The sequence below is a fragment of the Pseudoxanthomonas sp. genome, from assembly GCF_027498035.1.
Lineage (GTDB): Bacteria > Pseudomonadota > Gammaproteobacteria > Xanthomonadales > Xanthomonadaceae > Pseudoxanthomonas_A.
In genome coordinates this window covers 1,166,504-1,187,556 of record NZ_CP114978.1, presented here as the reverse complement: position 1 = coordinate 1,187,556, position 21,053 = coordinate 1,166,504, and the positions used below count along the sequence as shown (strand labels likewise).

Sequence of the window (21,053 nt, the reverse complement as noted above, 5' to 3'; positions counted from 1 at the left end):
CTGGTTATTGAACTCCCCAAAGCACAGACGCCGAGAACCGAAATTTCCGTGAGCACCGATTACAAAGCGACACTGCACCTGCCCGCCACGGAGTTCCCGATGCGTGGCGACCTGCCCAAGCGCGAGCCGGACACGCTCAAGCGCTGGTACGACCAGGACCTCTATGCCCAGTTGCGTGAAAACGTCAGGGGCCGGCCGCTGTTCGTGCTGCACGACGGTCCGCCATATGCCAATGGCCAGATCCACCTGGGCCACGCGGTCAACAAGATCCTCAAGGACATCATCGTCAAGTCGCGCTATGTCGCCGGCTTCGATGCGCCCTACGTGCCGGGCTGGGACTGCCACGGCCTGCCGATCGAGATCGCGGTCGAGAAGAAGTGGGGCAAGGTCGGCACCAAGCTCGACGCAAAGCAGTTCCGCGCGAAGTGCCGCGAGTACGCCGAAGAACAGATCGACATCCAGCGCCGCGATTTCAAGCGCCTGGGCGTGATCGGCGATTGGGACAACCCGTACAAGACGCTGAATTTCCGCTTCGAAGCCGACGAGATCCGCGCGCTGGCCAAGATCGTGGCCAATGGCCACCTGCTGCGTGGCGCCAAGCCGGTGCACTGGTGCTTCGACTGCGGCTCGGCCCTGGCCGAGGCGGAAATCGAGTACCAGGACAAGGTCTCCCCTGCGGTCGACGTCGGCTATGCCGCGCGCGATCCGCAGGCGCTGGCCGCCGCATTCGGTGCGCAGGTGCCGGAAGGCGTCGAGGTCGCGGTGCCGATCTGGACCACCACGCCTTGGACGCTGCCGGCCTCGCTGGCGGTCAGCCTGGGCCCGGACCTGGATTACGTGCTGGTCGAAGGCCCGGCCCGCAACGGCGCGCCGCGCTGGCTGGTCATCGCCGAGGCGCTGGCCGAGCGCGCGCTGGCGCGCTACGGCGTGACCGAAGTTGTGGTGAAGGGCCGCGCCAAGGGCGTGGCGCTGGAAAACCTGGTGCTGGCGCATCCGTTCTATGCGCAGCGCGATATCCCGTTGATCCTGGGCGACCACGTGTCGGCCGAGGACGGTACTGGCGCCGTGCACACCGCGCCCGGCCACGGCCAGGAGGACTATGCGGTCGGCCTGAAGTACGGGCTGATCGAAAAGTACACCGCTGCCCAGATCAATCCGGTCGACGGGCGCGGCGTGTACCTGCCGTCCACGCCGGCGTTCGACGGCACCGAACTGGCCGGCACCCACATCTGGAAGGCCAACGACACCATCGTCGAACTGGCCCGCGCCAACGGTTCGCTGCTGGCCTTCCATCCGCTGACCCACAGCTATCCGCACTGCTGGCGCCACAAGACGCCGGTGGTGTTCCGCGCCACGCCGCAGTGGTTCATCTCGATGGACCAGGCCAACCTGCGCAGCGATGCATTGGCCGCGATCAAGGATGTCAGCTGGTTCCCGGGCTGGGGCCAGGCGCGCATCGCCAGCATGGTCGACGGGCGCCCGGACTGGTGCATCAGCCGCCAGCGCACCTGGGGCGTGCCGATCGCCCTGTTCGTCAATCGCGAAACCCATGAGCCGCATCCGCGCTCGGTCGAACTGATGGAGCTGGTCGCGCAGCAGGTGGAGCGGGCTGGCGTCGATGCCTGGTACGACCTGGATGCCAGCGAGTTGCTGGGTGACGAGGCCGCGCAGTACGAGAAGGTCACCGACATCCTCGATGTCTGGTTCGACTCGGGCGTGACCCACGAGGGCGTGCTGCTTGAGCGTGGTTTCGGCAAGCCGGCCGACCTGTACCTGGAAGGGTCGGACCAGCATCGCGGCTGGTTCCAGTCCTCGCTGCTGACTGGCGTGGCGATCGACAAGGCGGCCCCGTACAAGCAGTGCCTGACCCATGGCTTCACCGTGGACGAGCACGGCCGCAAGATGTCCAAGTCGCTGGGCAACGGCATCGAGCCGCAGGACATCATGAAGACCCTGGGCGCGGACATCCTGCGCCTGTGGATCGCTTCGGCCGACTACAGCAACGAGATGTCGCTGTCGCAGGAGATCCTCAAGCGCAACGCCGATGCCTATCGTCGCCTGCGCAACACCGCGCGCTTCCTGCTGGGCAACCTGCATGGTTTCGACCCGGCCGTGCACCTGCGTCCGCTGGAAGACATGGTCGCGCTGGACCGCTGGATCGTGCACCGCGCCTGGGAAGTGCAGGAGAAGATCAAGGCTGCCTACGAGCGCTACGACTTCGCCTCGATCGTCCAGGCGCTGCTGAATTTCTGCAGCGTCGACCTGGGTTCGCTGTACCTGGACGTCACCAAGGACCGCCTGTACACGATGCCGGAGGACTCGCGTGGCCGTCGCAGCGCGCAGAGCGCGATGTACCGCATCGCCGAAGCCTTCGTGCGATGGATCGCGCCGATCCTGAGCTTCACCGCCGACGAGATGTGGGGTTACCTGCCGGGCAAGCGCGTGGACAACGTGTTGTTCTCCACCTTCTATGACGGGTTGGCGCCGCTGCCGGCTGACGCGAAACTGTCGGCGGCCGACTTCGACCAGCTGCTGGCCCTGCGCGAACAGGTCGCCAAGGTGCTGGAGCCGATGCGTGCCAGTGGCGCCATCGGTGCGGCGCTGGATGCGGAAATCGCGATCACGGCAGGCGAGGGCACGGCGGCGCGCTGGGCGGCGTTGAGCGATGAACTGCGCTTCCTGTTCATCAGTGGCGATGTCACGGTGACGCCGGCGCAGGCCGATGAGGTGTTCGTGCTGGCCGAGCCGACCACCAAGCCCAAGTGCGTGCGCTGCTGGCAGCGTCGGGCCGATGTCGGTGCCCATGCCGCGCATCCTGAGTTGTGCGGGCGCTGCGTGGAAAACGTGGACGGTGCTGGCGAGGACCGCCAATGGTTCTGACCGCCCGTCCCAAGCCGAGCGCCCTGGTCTGGCTGGTGCTGTCGGCGATCGTGATTGGCCTGGACCAGTGGTCCAAGGCCTGGGTGCTGGCGAGCCTGCCGGAGTTCCAGGCAGTCAAGGTCATCGACGGCTTCTGGAACTGGTACCGCACCTACAACACTGGCGCAGCGTTCAGTTTCCTGAGCAATGCTGGCGGCTGGCAGATCTGGTTTTTCACGGCGCTGGCGCTGGCCGTCTGTGGCCTGCTGGGCACCTGGCTGGCGCGCACCGCCCGCGGCGATTGGCGCGTGGCCCTGCCATACGCGCTGGTGATCGGCGGCGCGCTGGGCAACGTCATCGACCGGTTGATGCATGGCCACGTGGTCGATTTCATCCAGTGGTACGTGGGCGACCACTACTGGCCTTCGTTCAACATCGCCGATTCGGCCATCGTCTGCGGCGCGGTGGGGATCGCAGTGTTCAGCCTGTTTGACGGCAAACGCCGGCCCAAAGCGGGATAATGGTGGGCATGGACGTCCTGCTCGCCAATCCCCGTGGTTTTTGCGCCGGTGTCGACCGTGCGATCGAGATCGTCAAGCGCGCCATCGAGACCCTCGGCGCGCCGATCTACGTGCGCCATGAGGTGGTGCACAACCGTTTCGTGGTCGATGACTTGAAAAGCCGCGGCGCGATCTTCGTCGAAGAACTCGACGAAGTGCCCGACAACAACACCGTGATCTTCAGCGCCCACGGCGTGTCCCAGGCCGTGCGCCAGGAAGCCGAGCGTCGCGGGCTGAAGGTGTTCGACGCGACCTGTCCGCTGGTGACCAAGGTGCACCTGGAAGTAGCCCGCCATTGCCGGGCCGGCCGCGACGTGGTCCTGATCGGCCACGCCGGGCATCCGGAAGTGGAGGGCACCATGGGCCAGTGGGACCGCGAACGCGGCACCGGGCGCATCTACCTGGTCGAAGACATCGCCGGCGTCGCCGCGCTGGAGATCGAGCAGCCGGAGAACTTCGCCTACACCACCCAGACCACCCTGTCGGTGGACGATACGGTGGGCATCATTGGCGCGCTGCGGGCCAAGTTCCCGGCCATGCAGGGGCCGAAGAACGACGACATCTGCTATGCCACCCAGAACCGCCAGGACGCGGTGCGCGACCTGGCCAGGGAGTGCGACCTGGTGCTGGTGGTCGGGTCGCCCAACAGCTCCAATTCCAATCGCCTCAGCGAGTTGGCCCAGCGCGATGGCGTTGAATCCCACCTGATCGATGGCGCGCACGAGATCGATCCGAACTGGATCACCGGCAAGAAGAAGGTCGGCGTCACCGCGGGCGCGTCGGCGCCCGACGTGCTCATCGATGGCGTCATCGCGCGCCTGCGCGAACTCGGCGCCGGCGATGTCAGCGAGCTGGCTGGCGAGCCGGAAAGCATGGTCTTCGCCCTGCCCAAGGAGCTGCGCCTGCAACTGGTCAATTGACCAACCCGGATGCGATCCCTAGAATTCGCGCTCCCGCCGGAATAGCTCAGTTGGTAGAGCGGCGCATTCGTAATGCGTAGGTCGTAGGTTCGATTCCTATTTCCGGCACCAGCACGATTTCAAAAAGCCCCGTCGCATGGTTGACGGGGCTTTTTTTATCCATCCTTCGGTGGATCGGGGGCTGGATGTGATCGTGGGCGGTTCAGTTGACGGGGGCCGGGTTAGACTTGCCCGGTGTGTCGCGTACAGCGGCGCCTCCCGAGCATTTCGATACGGAATGTTCCGGATCCCGGCCGTTTGACGGCCGAGATCACGGCAAGGCTGACGGAAAAGCATCGGGCAAGGGATTCCTAAGATGCTGCGGGGCAGCATAAAATAGTGTGGTTCTAGCACTTGCCCCGCTTGCATCCGGTCCCTTAGGGCGATCTGACGCGCGACAGTGTTGCGGGCGACCAGAGGAACGGCCGTCTGCATAGGTAGCCGATTTTCTTCTCGCAACTGGATAGACCATGTCCCTGCTGAAGCTTCCTGGACGACTGAGTCCATGGATTTTGCTGGCAAGTGTGTTGTTTCTCGGCGGATGCCAGTCCGCCATCCTGAACCCGAAGGGTCAGATCGGCATTGACGAGCGCAACCTGCTCGTCACCTGCACGGTGCTGATGCTGCTGGTGGTGGTGCCGGTCATCGTGATGACCCTGGTGTTCGCCTACCGCTACCGGGCCTCCAAGCAGAACCGCTATGAGCCGGAGTGGCATCACTCCACGCCCATCGAGATCGTCGTGTGGGCCATCCCATGCGTGATCATCACGGTGCTGGGCGTGCTGGTGTGGCGTTCGTCGCACGCGCTGGATCCGTACCGTCCGCTGGATTCGGATGTCCCGCCGGTGACCATCGAGGCGGTGTCGCTGGACTGGAAGTGGTTGTTCATCTACCCGGACCAGGACATCGCTACGGTCAATGAGATCGCGTTCCCGGAAAAGACTCCGCTGAACTTCCGCATCACCTCCGACTCGGTGATGAACTCGTTCTTCATCCCGCAGCTGGGGACGATGATCTACTCGATGGCCGGCATGGAGACCAAGCTCCACCTGATCGCCAACGAGCAGGGCACCTTCCGCGGCCTGTCCTCGCACTACAGCGGCCAGGGCTTCTCGGGCATGCACTTCAATGCCATCGCCACCGATCCGGCCGGTTTCGAAGCCTGGGTCGCCAAGGTGAAGGCATCGGGCAAGCCGCTGGACGAAGCGGCCTACGCCGAGCTGGCCAAGCCCAGCGAGAACAACGCCGTGGCGTACTACGCCTCGGCCCAGCCTGACCTGTTTAACACCATCATCGCCAAATACATGATGGGTTCGCACGGCAAGGGCGGGCACAAGATGCCTGGCATGGACAACCCGGCAGCGCCGGGGACCGAGGCTGCCGCGCAGGCCCTCGCGCACGACGGCGGTTACACCACGCCCGTGCCGGGCGCGGGCCAGGCCGATGGCCACGACATGCATTCGATGGATTCCATGCCTGGCATGGAAGACATGCACCACGACGACGCCCAGGCGCCGGCGGGTGAGACGCAGAATCCGCAGGAGAAACACTAATGTTGCTGGGCAAACTGACGCTCGAGGCGATTCCCTACCACGAGCCGATCCTGATCGCGACCTTCGCCGGCGTCGCGCTGGGCGGACTGGTCGTGCTGGGTCTGATGACCTATTTCAAGTTGTGGGGCTGGTTGTGGCGTGAGTGGCTGACCACGGTCGACCACAAGAAGATCGGCGTGATGTACATCGTCGTGGCGCTGGTCATGCTGCTGCGCGGGTTCTCCGACGCCATCATGATGCGGTTGCAGCTGGCCCTGGGCCATGGCGGCAACGAGGGCATCCTGCCACCACACCACTACGACCAGATCTTCACCGCGCACGGCGTGATCATGATCTTCTTCATGGCCATGCCGTTCATTACCGGCCTGATGAACCTGGTCGTGCCGCTGCAGATCGGCGCACGCGACGTTGCCTATCCGTTCCTGAATTCGCTGAGCTTCTGGCTGTTCGTGGCGGGCGTGGTGCTGATCATGCTGTCGCTGTTCGTGGGCGAGTTCGCCCAGACCGGCTGGCTGGCGTTCCCGCCGTTGTCCGAGCTGCAATACAGCAAGGGGGTGGGGGTCGATTACTACATCTGGTCATTGCAGATCTCGGGGTTGGGTACGACCCTGACAGGCATCAACTTCGTGGCGACCATCTTCAAGATGCGCGCCCCGGGCATGACCCTGATGCGCATGCCGATCTTCACCTGGACCGCGCTGATCACCAACATCCTGATGATCGCTGCGTTCCCGTTCCTGACCGTGACGTTGGCGCTGCTGGCGGCCGATCGCTACCTGGGCATGCACTTCTTCACCAATGACGGTGGCGGCAACGCCATGATGTACATCAACATGATCTGGATCTGGGGCCACCCGGAGGTCTACATCCTGATCCTGCCGTGCTTTGGCGTGTTCTCCGAAGTGGTCTCCACCTTCTCGCGCAAGCCGCTGTTCGGCTACACCTCGATGGTATGGGCCACCAGCGCCATCGGCGTGCTGTCCTTCCTCGTGTGGCTGCACCACTTCTTCACGATGGGCTCGGGTGCCAACGTCAACGCGTTCTTCGGCATCACCACGATGATCATCGCGGTGCCCACGGGCGTGAAGATCTTCAACTGGCTGTTCACCATGTTCCGCGGTCGTCTCGAGATGACCTCGATGATGTACTGGACCGTGGGCTTCATGGTCACCTTCACCATCGGCGGCATGACCGGCGTGATGATGGCGATCCCGGCCGTGTCCTTCGTGCTGCACAACAGCCTGTTCCTGATCGCGCACTTCCATAACGTGATCATCGGTGGCGTGGTCTTCGGCTGCCTGTGCGGCTTGGCCTACTGGTGGCCCAAGGCCTTCGGTTACAAGCTGGTCGACAAGATCGGCAAGGCCTCGTTCTGGTGCTGGATCGTTGGCTTCTTCACCGCCTTCACCCCGCTGTACGTGCTGGGCTTCCTGGGCATGACCCGTCGCCTGAACACCTACAACAATCCGGAATGGGTGCCGTGGCTCTACGTGGCTGCCTTCGGTGCGGTGATCATCGCCTGCGGCATTGCGCTGAACATCATCCAGATCGGCTGGAGCATCTGGAAGCGCAACGAAAATCGTGACCTGACCGGTGACCCGTGGGATGGCCGCACGCTGGAGTGGGCAACCTCTTCGCCGGCCCCGTTCTACAACTTCGCGCATGTCCCGGAGATCCGCGGCCTTGACCAGCATTGGCTGGACAAGCAGGCCGGCACCGCTTACCAGCGCCCGACCCATTTCGAAGACATCCACATGCCGCGCAACACCTCCATCGGCGTGTTCATGGGCGCGTTCAGCGTGCTGCTGGGCTTCGGCATGATCTGGCATATCTGGTGGATGGCCATCATTGGCCTGGTCGGCATGATCGGCAGCTACATCGTCCGCACCTTCGACGAAGACACCGATTACTACGTGCCCGCCGCGGAAGTGGCGCGCATCGAGAACGCGCGCTACGACCAGCTCGATGCCCTGCGTGCTTCCAAGACGGGAGCCCTCTGACATGTCCGCGAGTACTTCGATGAGTCACCACGACGACCACGCCGGTCACGATCACGGTCACCACGACGCCGGCGGCAATGCCGTGTTCGGTTTCTGGGTGTACCTGATGAGCGACTGCCTGCTGTTCTCGGGCCTGTTCGCCGCCTATGCCGTGCTGTCCGGTTCCACCGTGGACGGACCGACCGGCAAGGAATTGTTCGACCTGAAGTTCGTCCTGGGCGAGACGTTCCTGCTGCTGTTCTCCAGCCTGACCTTCGGCCTGGCCATGATCGGTGCCCACAAGGGCAGCAAGGGCCAGCTGCTGGGCTGGCTGTTCGTGACCTTCCTGCTGGGTGCCGGCTTCCTGTGCATGGAGGTCTACGAGTTCCATCACCTGATCAGCGAAGGCTTCGGTCCGGATCGCAGTGCGTTCCTGTCGGCGTTCTTCACCCTGGTGGCCACGCACGGCCTGCACGTCACCTCCGGCATCATCTGGATGACCGTGGTGGTCATCCAGGTCCTGATGCGCGGCCTGACGCCGAAGAACATGACGCGCCTGTCGTGCCTGAGCCTGTTCTGGCACTTCCTGGACATCATCTGGATCGGCGTGTTCACCGTTGTCTATCTGCTGGGAGCCCTGTGATGAGCGGTCCTGTCCATCATTCCAATGACCACGCGCACGGCGCCATGCACGATGCCGGTGCAAGCCACGGCAGCGTGAAGTCCTATCTGATCGGCTTCGTCTGGGCCGTGGTGCTCACCGTGATTCCGTTCGCGCTGGCGATGACCGGGTTCTTCCCGGCTGGCGTCACCGCGGCGATCGTGGCGGTCCTGGCGGCGGTGCAGATCGTGGTGCACCTGGTGTACTTCCTGCACATGGACCGCTCCGCGGCCCAGCGCTGGAACATCATGGTGTTCGTGTTCACCGTGCTGGTGATCGGCATCGTGATCGTGGGTTCGTTGTGGGTCATGCACAACATGAACGCCAACATGATGCATTGAGGCAGCCGCTCCATCGGTTTGTCTGAAGAAGGCCGCCTGCAAGGGCGGCCTTCTTGCATTGGCGAAGGCGCTGCAGCCAGTACGTGCACCGACCATGACCTATGGCAGGAACCCCGGCGGGTGGTCAGGCGATAGCATCGGAGGTTGACCTGCTTTCCCTCGAATCCGCTCCGGAGTTGTCATGAAGATCCCCGCGTCACCGATCGCGCTGGCCGTGCTGTGTGCACTGGCCGGTACTGCCCAGGCCCAGTCCATGTCGCAGACGCCTGCGCCGCAGGACATCCCGTATCCGGGCACGCTGCGCGTGGACGTGGACGCCACCGACCTGGGGCGTCGCATCTTCAAGGTGCGCGAGACCCTTCCGGTCAAGCCCGGTGAATTGACCCTGCTGTATCCGCAGTGGATTCCCGGTAACCACAGCCCCAGCGGCCAGATCAACAAGGTCGCCGGGCTCACCTTTACCGCCAACGGCCAGAAGCTGGAGTGGAAGCGCGACCAGTACGACGTGTACGCGTTCAAGGTGCAGGTGCCGGAAGGCGTGAGCGAGCTGCAGGTCGAGTTCCAGTACCTCTCGCCGCTGGCCCCCAACCAGGGCCGGGTGGTGATGACGCCCAACATGCTCAACCTGCAGTGGAGCCTGACCACGCTGTATCCGGCTGGTTACTACAGTCGCCAGATCCCGGTCCAGGCCAGCGTCAAGCTGCCGGCCGGCTGGTCGTATGCCACCGCCGCGGAGACCGCCAGCAAGACCGGCGACACGGTGCAGTTCAAGGAACTCAAGTGGAACGTGCTGCAGGACTCGCCGCTGTTCGCCGGCAAGTACTACAAGCAGTTCGACCTGACCACGGGCCAGGCGCCGGTGAAGCTCAACGTGTTCGCCGACCAGGCCAAGTCGCTGGAGGCCAAGCCCGAGCAGATCGCCAAGCACAAGGCCTTGGTCGCGCAGATGGACAAGCTCTATGGCGCGCATCACTTCGACCATTACGACTTCCTGTTGGCACTGACCAATCAGCTGGGTGGCATCGGCCTGGAACACCATCGCTCCAGCGAGAACAGCGGCAGCCCGGACTACTTCACCAAGTGGGATGAAACCTGGGGTGGCCGCGACCTGCTGCCGCACGAGTTCAACCACTCCTGGAATGGCAAGTTCCGCCGCGGCGCGGACCTGGCCACGCCGAACTTCAACGTGCCCATGGGCGACAGCCTGCTGTGGGTATACGAGGGCCAGACCCAGTTCTTCGGCTACGTGCTGGCGGCGCGCTCGGGCCTGTGGTCGAAGGACCAGGCGATCGATTCGCTGGCCAACGTCGCTGCGACCTATGCCAAGGGCCGTCCCGGCCTGGCCTGGCGTGCGCTGCAGGACACGACCAACGACCCGACCATCAACCGTCGCCAGCCGCAGGCCTACCGCAACTACCAGTTGAGCGAGGACTACTATTCCGGCGGCCAGATGGTGTGGCTGGAGGCTGATGCCAAGCTGCGTGCGCTGAGCAAGGGCAAGAAGTCGATCGACGATTTCGCCAAGGCATTCTTCGGCATGGACAACGGCAGCTACGCGGTCAAGCCGTATGACTTCGACGAAGTGGTGGCCACGCTCAACGGCATTGCGCCGTATGACTGGTCCACCTTCCTGCGTGATCGCCTGGACGGCAAGACAGGCCTGACCGGTGGCATCGAAGCCAGCGGCTGGAAGCTGGTGTTCAACGACAAGCCCAACGCGGCGGTGAAGTCGGGCGAGACCCGCGGCAAGTACGTCAACCTGACCTATTCGCTGGGCTTCTCGGTGGGCAACGACGGCAACGTGGGCGATGTGCTGTGGGACAGCCCGGCGTTCCAGGCCGGCCTGGCCCCGGAAATGAGCATCGTGGCAGTCAACGGCCTGGCGTTCTCCGGCGATGCGATCAAGGACGCGGTGACCGCGGCCAAGACCGACAAGGCGCCGATCGAACTGCTGGTCAAGCGTTTCGACCGCTACGAGACCTTCAAGATCGATTACCACGGCGGCCTGCAGTACCCGTCGCTGGAACGCATCGCCGGCACTACGGACACGCTGAGCGAACTGTTGAAGGCGAAGTAAGCCGGATACGACCAACGCGGCTGCGCCCTGAGCGTGGCTGCTGGTGTAGACAGAAAAAGGCCGCGCGATGCGGCCTTTTTCTTTGGGTTTTTGAGTATCGGGGCGCGATGTACGTATGCATCACCGGGGGGCAGTCAGACATTGAACTCGTGTAGCGCGGAGCTTGCTCCGCTGGAGCTTCACCGCGAATCTGACCGGAGCGCAGCGGAGCTAGCTCCGCGCTACAGGAAGATGCAGCGCTGCATGTGCGAAGCGTTCGACGGCTCAGCCGCCGATCGCGGCCAGCTCACGCTTGGCGATGTCCAGCCAGGTTTTCTGTTCGCGCTTGTAATAGCCGGGCGCGGTCTGCGAACGCTGCAGGCTTTCGCGGAACTGTTCGGCGGCCTGGGTGTTGTGGCCACCCTGGCGCAGCAGCTGGCCGTAGCGCACGCGTGCTTCTTCGCCGGGGTAGCCGCGCGCGACGCTGTCGAAACGCTGCAGGGCTTCTTCCAGTGCGCCGGTGTCGGCCAGCACGCGGGCGTGCAGCAGGTCGGCCTCATGCGAACGATAGTTGGGGTTTGCCGACCACATCGACTGCAGGGTCTGCAGCGCATCGGCGGGTTGGCCGAGTCCATGCTGCGCCTGGGCCAGGCCGAGCATCAGGTCGGGGTCGTCGGCATACAGGCCTTTCAGGGCGCCGCGATAGGCCACTTCGGCGCTGGCGAAATCACCGGTGCGCAGGCTCTCTTCGGCCAGGCGGCGGCGATTTTCCGGTGTGTCGGCGACCTGCAGCTGGCGGCTGGCGGCGCGTGCGCCGCGGCCCGGGTCCAGCTGGTTGCGGACCTTGCGCATGGCGCGCTGGCCGGACGGGCCGGCGCGCAGGTCGGGGATGACCGCGGCGACCACGTACACCAGCACTGCCAGGTACGAAAACATCATCAGGAACAGCATCCAGTACAGCGGCCGGCCGCTGCGCACGACGTGCACGCAGCAGGCGATCTGCAGCAGGATCGACAGAACGAGGATGGGGCTCATGCGGCAAGACACTCCGGTCTGGCGGGCGGTGCGGATCGTGGCGGATCGCGCGGCCCAGGTGGATGTGGAACGCACCGGTCACTGACCGGTGGCCCGCCTGCAGGTTCCCTTGCATGGCGGGCGGGGTGCTCCCGGATTCCGCGCCGAGTCAGCCTGACATCGACGCAGGGGAGCGCAACACAGGCTCAGGCGACTTCGTAGGCGCCGTAGCCGCGCAGGCGTTCGTAACGGCGCTGCAGCAGCGAGTCGACCGGCACGTTGTCCATCGCTTCCAGTTCGCCGACCAGCACGGCCTTCAGGCGCGTGGCCATGGCGCGCGGATTGCGGTGGGCGCCGCCGGTGGGTTCGCGCACGACCTTGTCGACCAGGCCCAGGCCGTGCAGGCGCTTGGCGGTCAGGCCGAGCTGCTCGGCTGCGTCCTTGGCCTTGCCGGCATCCTTCCACAGGATCGAGGCGCAGCCTTCGGGGGTGATCACCGAGTAGGTGCTGTATTCGAGCATGATCGTGCGGTCGCCCACGCCGATGGCCAGCGCGCCGCCGGAGCCACCTTCGCCGATCACGGTGCAGATGATCGGCACCTTCAGCTCGGCCATCTCGATCAGGTTACGGGCGATGGCCTCGGACTGGCCGCGCTCTTCGGCGTCGATGCCCGGCCAGGCGCCGGCGGTGTCGATCAGGGTCAGGATCGGCAGGCCGAAACGTTCGGCCATCTTCATCAGGCGCAGCGCCTTGCGGTAACCCTCCGGCTTGGGCATGCCGAAGTTGCGCAGGATCTTTTCCTTGGTGGCGCGGCCCTTCTGGTGGCCGATGATCATCACCGCGCGGCCGTTGATGCGACCCAGGCCGCCGATGATTGCCTTGTCGTCGGAGAAGGCGCGGTCGCCGGCCAGTTCCTGGAACTCGTCGCAGAACACCTTGATGTAGTCGGCGGTGTAGGGACGGGCCGGGTGGCGCGACAGCTGCGAAACCTGCCAGGGCGTCAGGTCGCGGAAGATCTGGGCGGTGCGCACGCGCAGCTTGTCCTGCAGGGCACGCACTTCGGTATCGACATTGACCGCCGGGCCGGCGCTGGCGCTGCGCAGCTCCTGGATCTTGGCTTCCAGGTCGGCGATGGGTTGCTCGAAGTCGAGGTAGTTCGGGTTCATGACAAGCCGTGGTGAACGTAAGGAAGGGAGTTTAGCCGAATGCCGATTCCGGGCCCGTACGCGGCCGTCCGGAAGGCTGGCCGCTCAACGGGGCGTGACAAGCGCTGCGCTGTTCATGACCCGGCTGACGCCGGTGACGAAGTCATTCATCCGGGTGTGCTCGATCACCGGCAAGTCCGGACCCAGGCTCGCGGTGGCGTGGGTGAAGGCGATCTGGGTCGGCACATAGGCTTTGCGCAGGCGCTGCTGCTCGGCGGGATCGGTGGCGTGCAGGTAGTCGTCCACCAGCTTGCGCATGGCCGTGGCATGGGGTTCGTAGATCGGCGCCAGCGCTGGCAGGCGGGGGGCTTCGGATGATGCCGAACGCACCGGCGCCTGCCAGTCGGCGGGCCGGTGGGCGGCGAAATATCCTGGCGCGTCGTGGGTGGCTTCGTAATAGGCGACAAAGTCGTCCGGGGCAAAGATCTTGCGCATGCGGCGGCCACCGGAGGCATCCACGGCAGGGGCGCTGGCGGTTTCCGGGAACGGCACATGCACGTCGAAATCCCAGTCCTTGTCGATGAACAGCGCATGGGTCAGGCCGAAGCGCCCGGTCACTTCGACGCCCTGCACCTGCACCTTGTCCGTGCCGGCGAATTCGACGGGCCTGGCGGCATCGGTCCAGTAGACCTCGTCGACCAGCACGTAGTCGGACAGGGTGGGATTGACCAGCGCGCCGTCATGCCCGGCATACACCACGAAAGGCACGCGGCCGAGCTGGCTGGTTTCCAGGGTATGGGCGCCGGGAGCCAGGTCGATGACCAGCTCCGCATGCGCGGGGATGGTCTGCGGCTTGCCATCCACCTGCATGGCAAGTGCCTGGGTGCCTGGGTTGTCGAAGCGGAAGCGCTGTGGTGACTGGCTACACGCGGCCAGCAGCAGGAGACAGAAACACGGGACGAGATAACGCATGGCGAGATAGGGAGTTCAGGAGGGGAGTGAAGCAGCGCCGCCGTCGTTGGACGCACGGGATCGGTCGGTCAGTGCGCCCAGGGGCGCTTGTCCATGGTCATCTTGACCGTACGCACGCCGGGCAGCTCGCGCAGCGTGCCGACCAGGTCGGCATCCACGCGCACGGCGTGGTCGCCGTTGATCTCCAGCATGCCGGCCACGCCGCCGGGCAGCAGCAGGTCCATGCGCAGGCTGGTGCTGCCGGCGCGGCGTTCGGCCAGCAGCGTTTCGATCCGCTCCAGCACGCCGGGTACGCGCAGGTCCAGGCGCATCGAGAGCTTCTGAGCCTGCTGCACCAGCTGGCTGTAATCCCAGCAGTGGCGCAGGCGCAGCGCGTAGCCGCCGTTGAATTCGTCTTCGCGCAGGTCGCCCTTGACCACCAGGATGCGGTCGCGGGTGAGCAGGTGGCCGAACTCGCCCATCGCATCGGAGAACGCGCTGCATTCCACCCGGCCGCGGCCGTCTTCCAGGGTGACGAAGCTCTGGCTGTCGCCCTTCTGGCGCACGGCCACGACCTTGCCGGCCAGCACTGCGACCACGCCGGGGCGCCATTTCTTCTCGCCGCCACCGCCGCCGTTGAACGGGTTGCCGACGATGGCCTCCAGGCTGCCCAGGTCGTTGCCGACCAGTGCCTTGAGGTCCTCGCGATACGGGTCCATCGGATGGCCGGACAGGTAATGGCCCAGCGTGTCGCGTTCGGCCTGCAGCTTGTGCGCCAGCGGCGCTTCGTCGCATTCGGCCAGCTCGATGTGGATGTCGTCGCCCGCCGCGCTGGAGCCGAACATGTCGACGATGCCGGCGTTGCGGTTCTTGGCAAGCTGGTCGACTGCCTTCATCACCTCGGGCAGCTGCAGCATCAGCGAGGCGCGGTTGCGGCCCAACTCATCCAGCGCACCGGCGTTGATCATGGCTTCCAGGGTGCGCCGGTTGAGCTTGGCCGAGCCGACGCGCTTGCAGAAATCCAGCAGGTTGCGGAATTCGCCGCCGGCCTTGCGCTCGGCCACGATCGCCTCGCACGCGCCCTGGCCGACGCCCTTGATCGCCCCCAGGCCGTAGCGCACCGTTTTGGCATCGGTCGCCACGAACATGTAATCGGAGTGGTTGACCACGGGCGGCAGGACGTCCAGCTCCAGCCCGCGCGCCTCGGCCAGGAAGCCGACCACCTTGTCGGTGTTGTCCATGTCCGAGGACAGCGTGGCGGCGATGAACTCGGCGGGGTAATGGCGCTTGAGCCACGCGGTCTGGTAGCTGACCAGCGCGTAGGCGGCGGCGTGCGACTTGTTGAAGCCGTAGCCGGCGAACTTCTCCATCAGGTCGAAGATTTCGTCGGCCTTCGGACCGTCGACGCCGCCTTCGGCCGCGCCGGTGCGGAAGATCTCGCGGTGCTTGGCCATTTCGGCCGGCACCTTCTTGCCCATCGCGCGGCGCAGCAGGTCGGCGCCGCCCAGCGAGTAGCCGCCGACGATCTGCGCCATCTGCATGACCTGCTCCTGGTACACCATGATGCCGTAGGTGTCTTTCAGGATCGCTTCGGTGCGCGGGTCGGGGTAGATGATCTCTTCCTGCCCGTGCTTACGCGCGTTGAAGGAAGGGATCAGGTCCATCGGGCCGGGGCGGTACAGCGACACCAGCGCGATCAGGTCTTCGAAGCGGTCCGGCCGGGCGTCCTTGAGCAGGCGGCGCATGCCCGAGGATTCGAACTGGAACACCGCGCCGGTGTTGCCGTTGGCGAAGATGCCGGTGTAGGTCGGCTTGTCGTCCAGCGGCAGCGCGGCGATATCGACCGGCGGGATGCCCGCGCGTTCGTGGCGCACGTTGATGGCTTTCACTGCCCAGTCGATGATGGTCAGCGTGCGCAGGCCGAGGAAGTCGAACTTCACCAGGCCCACGGCTTCCACGTCGTCCTTGTCGAACTGGGTGACCGGGTTCTTGCCCAGCATGCCTTCGTCGTGTTCGGCGAACAGCGGGCTGAAATCGGACAGCGGCGAGGGTGCGATCACCACGCCGCCGGCGTGCTTGCCGGCGTTGCGGGTGAGGTCTTCCAGCTGGCGGGCCAGGTCCATCAGGTCGCGGACGTCGTCCTCGTCGTGATAGCGCTGGATCAGCTCGCCCGAGGCCATTTCCGAGCTGGTGCCTTCCTTGCCTTCGCCCATCACGTCCTTGAGCGTGATGCCCAGGATGTTGGGGATCAGCTTGGCTACGCCGTCGACGAGGCCGTACGGGAAGCCCAGCACGCGGCCGGTATCGCGCACCACGGCCTTGGCCGCCATGGTGCCGTAGGTGATGATCTGGCTGACGCGGTCGCGGCCATACTTGCGCGCGACGTAGTCGATGACCTCTTCGCGGCGGTCCATGCAGAAGTCGATGTCGAAGTCGGGCATCGACACGCGTTCGGGATTGAGGAATCGCTCGAACAGCAGGTTGTACGGCAGCGGGTCCAGGTCGGTGATCTGCAGCGCCCAGGCCACCAGCGAGCCGGCACCGGAACCACGGCCAGGACCGATCGGAATGCCCTGGTTCTTTCCCCACTGGATGAAGTCGGCCACGATCAAAAAGTAGCCGGGGAAACCCATCTTGATGATGGTGTCCAGCTCGAATTCGAGCCGGTCCACGTAGTCCTGGCGCGTCTTGCCTTCGGCCAGCGGATTCTTTTCCAGGCGCGCGTCCAGGCCGCGGCGCGATTCGCTGCGGATCCAGCTGTCCAGCGTCTCGTCGTCCGGCACCGGATAGGCAGGCAGGAAGTAGGTGCCCAGCCGCAGCTCGATGTTGCAGCGCTGTGCCAGGCCCCAGGTGTTGTCGATCGCATCGGGCACGTCGGCGAACAGTTCGGACATCTGCTCGGCGGACTTGAGGTATTGCTCGGCGCTGTAGTCGCGCGGGCGACGCGGATCGTCCAGCACCCGGCCGGAGGAAATGCACACGCGCGCTTCGTGCGCGTCGAAGCCGGCAGGCTCCAGGAAGCGCACATCGTTGCTGGCCACCACCGGCAGGCCGCGCGCCGCGGCAGCGTGCAGGGCGAAGGCGTTGAACGCTTCCTCGCCCTCGCGGCCGGTGCGGGTCAGTTCCAGGTGCAGGTTGTCGCCGAAGGCGCGTTGCCAGTCGGCCAGGTTCTGCTCGGCCAGGTCGTGGCGGTTGCCGAACGCCAGGCGCCCGGCCTGGCTGTTGCGGCCGATGATGCCGAACAGGCCGCTGGTGTCGTCGCGCAGCCAGGCTGGGTCGATCGCCACGCCGTCGGTGCGGTGGCCTTCCATCCACGCGCGCGTCAGCAGGCGCGACAGGGTCAGGTAGCCGCCGTGGTCGCGGCACAGCAGGGTGATCGCCCAGGGCGTGCCGTCTTCCTCGACGATGCTCACGTCGGCGCCGGCGATGGGCTTGATGCCGACCGCCTCGCAGGATTTGTAGTACTTGACCAGCGCGAACAGGTTGTTGCGGTCGGTGACCGCCAGCGCCGGCATCTGCAGCTGCACCGCGGCGCTCACCAGGTTGGGCCGCTTGGCCTTGGCCGGGAAGCCTTCGTCCGGCTTCTCGGGTACGCGGATGGTCGAATCCGCCAGCGAGAATTCGGTGTGCAGGTGCAGGTGGATGAAGCGCGATGACATCCGGGTCAGTGTACGCAAGGCGGCGGAGGCAAACGAGGCTTGACATGACGGCGCGAGGCACGCGGGCCGCATGCGACAGGGCTGGCATTCCTGCCCAATCCCCCGGCGCATGGCTTGTCGGGGATGGCCCTGCCCGATGCGTGGAGCAGCGAACCCGAAATATGGGCAACTGTCTTCCCAACCTGAGACCCGCCCCTTCTCCCGCCGCTTGTTGCGGGGGGAAGGGGCGGGGGATGGCTCATTCGGCAGGAACGGCAACTGGCCGACTCCGGCGATTCAGTGCACGCGGAACAGCACTGCCGGTGGTGGCGCGTAGCTGGAGGCGATGACCTGCTCGCGCTGCCGGCGCCGCATCCCCGGTGTGTCGCGCGCGGCTTCCCACTCGGCACGGCGCAAGGGGACGGCTTCCTCCGCACAACCGCGCAACCAGGCCTCGGCCTGGCGCACGCGGCAGAAGCCCGCATAGCTGTCCAGCTCGCGCGCCAGCTGGGGCAGGGCGGTGTCGATGACGATGGCCTCGTCCAGGTGTCCCACCTGCGGGACCCAGCCCGGGATCAGCCCGTCATGCCGGTGGGTGTAGGCCAGGACCGCCTCCAGGGCAGGCCGGGCCTGGTCGGGAATCTCCCAGGCGGTGTCGGTGGCCATCCGCGCCAGGACCTCGGCCCGGTGCATGCGCTGGACGATGCAGTCCGGCGTCCCGGGGTGGCGGGCATCGACCAGTTCGCGGGCGGCACTGGCGATCTGGTCGTGCTGCAGGGGCGCGCCCGACCAGCCCAGGCGCCGCAGCAGGTCGTTGAAGTTGTCCAGGGCCACGCTGTCCAGGCGGGCGCGGCCGACGTGGCGGCGACGGGCCTGGCCGGTGGCTGGTTCCAGGGCCAGCAGGCGTGGCAGGGGCGACAGGGAATTTGCGTTGGTGTTCATTGATAGGTGCTCCCTTGGCGGTTGGGCGCCGGCGATTCCGGCGTGGACACAGACTGCTGCTGGCGCCCCGGGCCGTCATGAGGGACGGACGAGCCTTGTGCCTGCCTTCGCGCAGGTCCATGAGGGAATCGTGAGGAAGTGCCGATGGGATCGTCCGAGGTCACCAGCACGGGCACGCACCCGGGCGAGCGCTACCGCTTCGCCGACGTGGTGGTGGATGCCTCGGCCCACACTCTGGTGCGTGGCGGACAGCTGCAACTGCTCGAACCCAAGGCCTTCGCCGTGCTGTTGGAACTGCTCCGCCAGGCCGATGCGCTGGTGCCGCGTGACCAGCTGCTGGACCAGGTCTGGGGGCACCGGCACGTCACCCCGGGCGTGCTGACCCGGGCCATCGCCCAGCTGCGCACCGTCCTGGACGACCAGGCCCAGCATCCGCGCTTCATCCAGACCCAGCATGCGTTGGGCTATCGCTTCATCGGCGAGCTTGTCGTCGGCGAACCGCAGCAGGACAGCCGGCTGCCGGCCGCGGCGGATGGCGACGCGCTCCCACCCATGCCACCGCAGGACACGGCGGCCGATGCGCCGGCAGGCCTGGCGGCGGCAGTCGCAGTCGATGGAGAGGCGATCGAGCCGCACCCGGCTGTAGTCGGGTCGGCTGCCGGAAACCGGTGGCGTGGTGCGTCCCGCTGGCGCTGGCCAGCGCTGGCTGCCGTGCTGGTGGTGCTCGCGGCGGGTGCATGGTGGTGGCGGGAGCATCGCACCACGCCGCCGCGCGATCCGTCCATCGCCGTGATGCCGTTCGCCAACCTGGGTGGGGGCCGCGACAACGACTACTTCACCGAGGGCCTGGCGCTGGAGATGCAGGACGCGCTGGCCGGCGTGAAGGGGTTGACGGTCGCCGCACCGGTTTCGCCGGCGGCGGTGGCCGCGCAGCGGGGCGATGTGAAGGCGCTGGGCGCGCTGCTGGCGGTTTCCACGGTGTTGGACGTCAGCGTCCGACGTGAAGGCCGGCGCGTGCGGATCAACGCCCGCCTATTCGACTGCGCGACCGGCTACACGCTGTGGAGCCACGGCTACGACCGCGAACTGGCCGGCGTGTTCGACACCCAGGTCGAAATCGCCAATGAAGTGGTCCGCGCGCTGACCGGCGCGTTCCCGCAGCGACGCGAAGCCATCGCCAGGCGGCTGGAACCGACCCGCGACGTGGTCGCCTTCGATGCCTATCTGCGCGGCCTGGAGCAGTTGTCGCGGCCGGACCCGCAGGCCGGCTCCGCGAATGCAGTAGCGCTGTTCAGCCAGGCCCTGGCCGCCGACCGGGATTTCTCGCGCGCCCAGGCCGGGATCTGCCGCGCCCAGGTCGCCGACTTCGTCAACCGTCGCGATGCCACCGCGCTGGTCCGTGCCCGCACCAGCTGCGAGCAGGCCCGGGCGATGGATCCGGGCATGAGCGAAGTCAACCTGGCCCTGGCCGAGTTGCACCAGGCCCAGGGCGACGAGGGGAAGGCGGTGGAGTACTACCTCAAGGCCGAATCCGATCCTTCCAGCCGGGCCGCGGCGTACACCGGCATCGCGATCATGCATGCCGACCAGGGGCGCACTGCGCTGGCGATGGACTACTTCGACCGGGCGCTGGCGCTGCGCCCCGGCGATGGCAGCATCCACGCCCAGATCGGCTACCGGCAGTTCCTGGCCTCGGACCTGCCCGCGGCCATCGCGTCCTATCGCAAGGCGGTGGCGCTACAGCCGGACAACGCGCTGTTGTGGAGCTACCTGGGAGGCGTCTACCTGACCGCGGGCCAGGTCCAGGACGCCGAGCGCGCACTGGTCCGGTCGCTGGCGATCGAGCCGGGCTATGTCGCGCTGACCAACCTGGGCGAGATCAAGTACCTGTCCGGGCGGTACGCCGAAGCGGTGGAGCTGCAGCGGCGCGCCGTGCAGATGGATCCGTCGGACTACGTCACCTGGGGCAACCTGGCCCAGGCTGAACTGGCTGACCCGGCCAGCACACGCCAGGCGAAGCAGGCCTTCGCCCAGGCGGCCGAGCGGGCCCAGCGCTACGTCGAAATCAAGGCCGACGACGCCAAGGTGCTGGCGGCGCTGGCCTGGTATCAGGCCAACCTGGGGCAACCGGCACTGGCGCGGCAATTGATGGCCCGTGCCGAGGCGCTGGGCAGCGAGCCTGGCGAGGTCGCGCTGTACAACGCCCAGACCCTGGTAGCCCTGGGCGATCCCGGGCAGGCCGCCCGGCGCATCGCCGCGGCCCGGGCCGCGGGCATCGTCGAACAACGGATCAGCGGCAACGCGGCCCTGCGCCCGGCCATCGCCATCGCGCCCACTCAGGCGCCGCAATCCCTTTCCACCGACCGCAACACACCACCCACGCCAGGAGAATGAG

The 21,053-nt window shown here is 66.1% G+C and carries 13 protein-coding genes, 1 tRNA gene and 1 pseudogene; 10 read left to right on the top strand and 5 right to left on the bottom strand.

What is annotated here, in order from left to right:
- Positions 1–48: 48 nt before the first annotated feature.
- The 9 genes and pseudogenes from ileS to O8I58_RS05135 all read left to right on the top strand — a co-directional run bounded on the left by ileS (position 49) and on the right by O8I58_RS05135 (position 10,989).
- Entirely contained in the window at positions 49–2,880 is a 2,832-nt protein-coding gene (gene ileS, locus O8I58_RS05175) for an isoleucine--tRNA ligase (protein ID WP_298321238.1), read from the top strand.
- Positions 2,877–3,380: a signal peptidase II gene (gene lspA, locus O8I58_RS05170; RefSeq protein WP_298322767.1), complete on the top strand. Its 504-nt coding sequence runs from the start codon at positions 2,877–2,879 to the stop codon at positions 3,378–3,380. The genes ileS and lspA overlap by 4 nt, the downstream gene beginning before the upstream one ends.
- 8 nt (positions 3,381–3,388) lie before the next feature.
- Positions 3,389–4,339, top strand: coding sequence for a 4-hydroxy-3-methylbut-2-enyl diphosphate reductase (gene ispH / locus O8I58_RS05165; RefSeq protein WP_298321236.1), 951 nt, complete (start codon positions 3,389–3,391; stop codon positions 4,337–4,339).
- A gap of 35 nt (positions 4,340–4,374) precedes the next feature.
- Positions 4,375–4,450: transfer RNA gene (locus tag O8I58_RS05160), tRNA-Thr, on the top strand.
- A gap of 398 nt (positions 4,451–4,848) precedes the next feature.
- Positions 4,849–5,691 (top strand): annotated as a pseudogene (gene cyoA, locus O8I58_RS05155) (ubiquinol oxidase subunit II); the annotation flags it as partial.
- A gap of 242 nt (positions 5,692–5,933) precedes the next feature.
- Complete coding sequence (gene cyoB, locus O8I58_RS05150) at positions 5,934–7,931, top strand: cytochrome o ubiquinol oxidase subunit I (protein ID WP_298322765.1); 1,998 nt, start codon at positions 5,934–5,936, stop codon at positions 7,929–7,931.
- A gap of 1 nt (position 7,932) precedes the next feature.
- Positions 7,933–8,553, top strand: coding sequence for a cytochrome o ubiquinol oxidase subunit III (gene cyoC / locus O8I58_RS05145; protein WP_298321235.1), 621 nt, complete (start codon positions 7,933–7,935; stop codon positions 8,551–8,553).
- A 44-nt stretch (positions 8,554–8,597) separates the two neighbouring features.
- The gene (gene cyoD, locus O8I58_RS05140) at positions 8,598–8,912 is read left to right on the top strand and encodes a cytochrome o ubiquinol oxidase subunit IV (protein WP_298322762.1); all 315 of its coding nucleotides are present in this window, start codon (positions 8,598–8,600) and stop codon (positions 8,910–8,912) included.
- A gap of 181 nt (positions 8,913–9,093) precedes the next feature.
- Positions 9,094–10,989 (top strand): M61 family metallopeptidase, encoded by a 1,896-nt coding sequence (locus O8I58_RS05135; RefSeq protein ID WP_298321233.1) that lies wholly within the window; start codon positions 9,094–9,096, stop codon positions 10,987–10,989.
- Between the two features lie 264 nt (positions 10,990–11,253).
- Here the strand turns inward: O8I58_RS05135 and O8I58_RS05130 are convergent, their stop codons facing one another.
- The 5 genes from O8I58_RS05130 to O8I58_RS05110 all read right to left on the bottom strand — a co-directional run bounded on the left by O8I58_RS05130 (position 11,254) and on the right by O8I58_RS05110 (position 18,658).
- Complete coding sequence (locus O8I58_RS05130; protein WP_298321231.1) at positions 11,254–12,003, bottom strand: tetratricopeptide repeat protein; 750 nt, start codon at positions 12,001–12,003, stop codon at positions 11,254–11,256.
- Between the two features lie 185 nt (positions 12,004–12,188).
- Positions 12,189–13,148, bottom strand: coding sequence for an acetyl-CoA carboxylase carboxyltransferase subunit alpha (locus O8I58_RS05125; protein WP_298321229.1), 960 nt, complete (start codon positions 13,146–13,148; stop codon positions 12,189–12,191).
- Between the two features lie 84 nt (positions 13,149–13,232).
- Positions 13,233–14,099, bottom strand: coding sequence for a hypothetical protein (locus tag O8I58_RS05120; RefSeq protein ID WP_298321227.1), 867 nt, complete (start codon positions 14,097–14,099; stop codon positions 13,233–13,235).
- Positions 14,100–14,167: 68 nt separating this feature from the next.
- A complete protein-coding gene (dnaE, locus tag O8I58_RS05115; RefSeq protein WP_298321225.1) occupies positions 14,168–17,737 on the bottom strand; it encodes a DNA polymerase III subunit alpha in 3,570 nt (1,189 codons plus the stop codon).
- Positions 17,738–18,013: 276 nt separating this feature from the next.
- A complete protein-coding gene (locus O8I58_RS05110) occupies positions 18,014–18,658 on the bottom strand; it encodes a hypothetical protein (protein ID WP_298321223.1) in 645 nt (214 codons plus the stop codon).
- A 144-nt stretch (positions 18,659–18,802) separates the two neighbouring features.
- On the opposite strand from O8I58_RS05110, the gene O8I58_RS05105 reads away from it, so the two are divergent.
- A complete protein-coding gene (locus O8I58_RS05105) occupies positions 18,803–21,052 on the top strand; it encodes a tetratricopeptide repeat protein (RefSeq protein WP_298321221.1) in 2,250 nt (749 codons plus the stop codon).
- Position 21,053 lies beyond the last annotated feature (1 nt).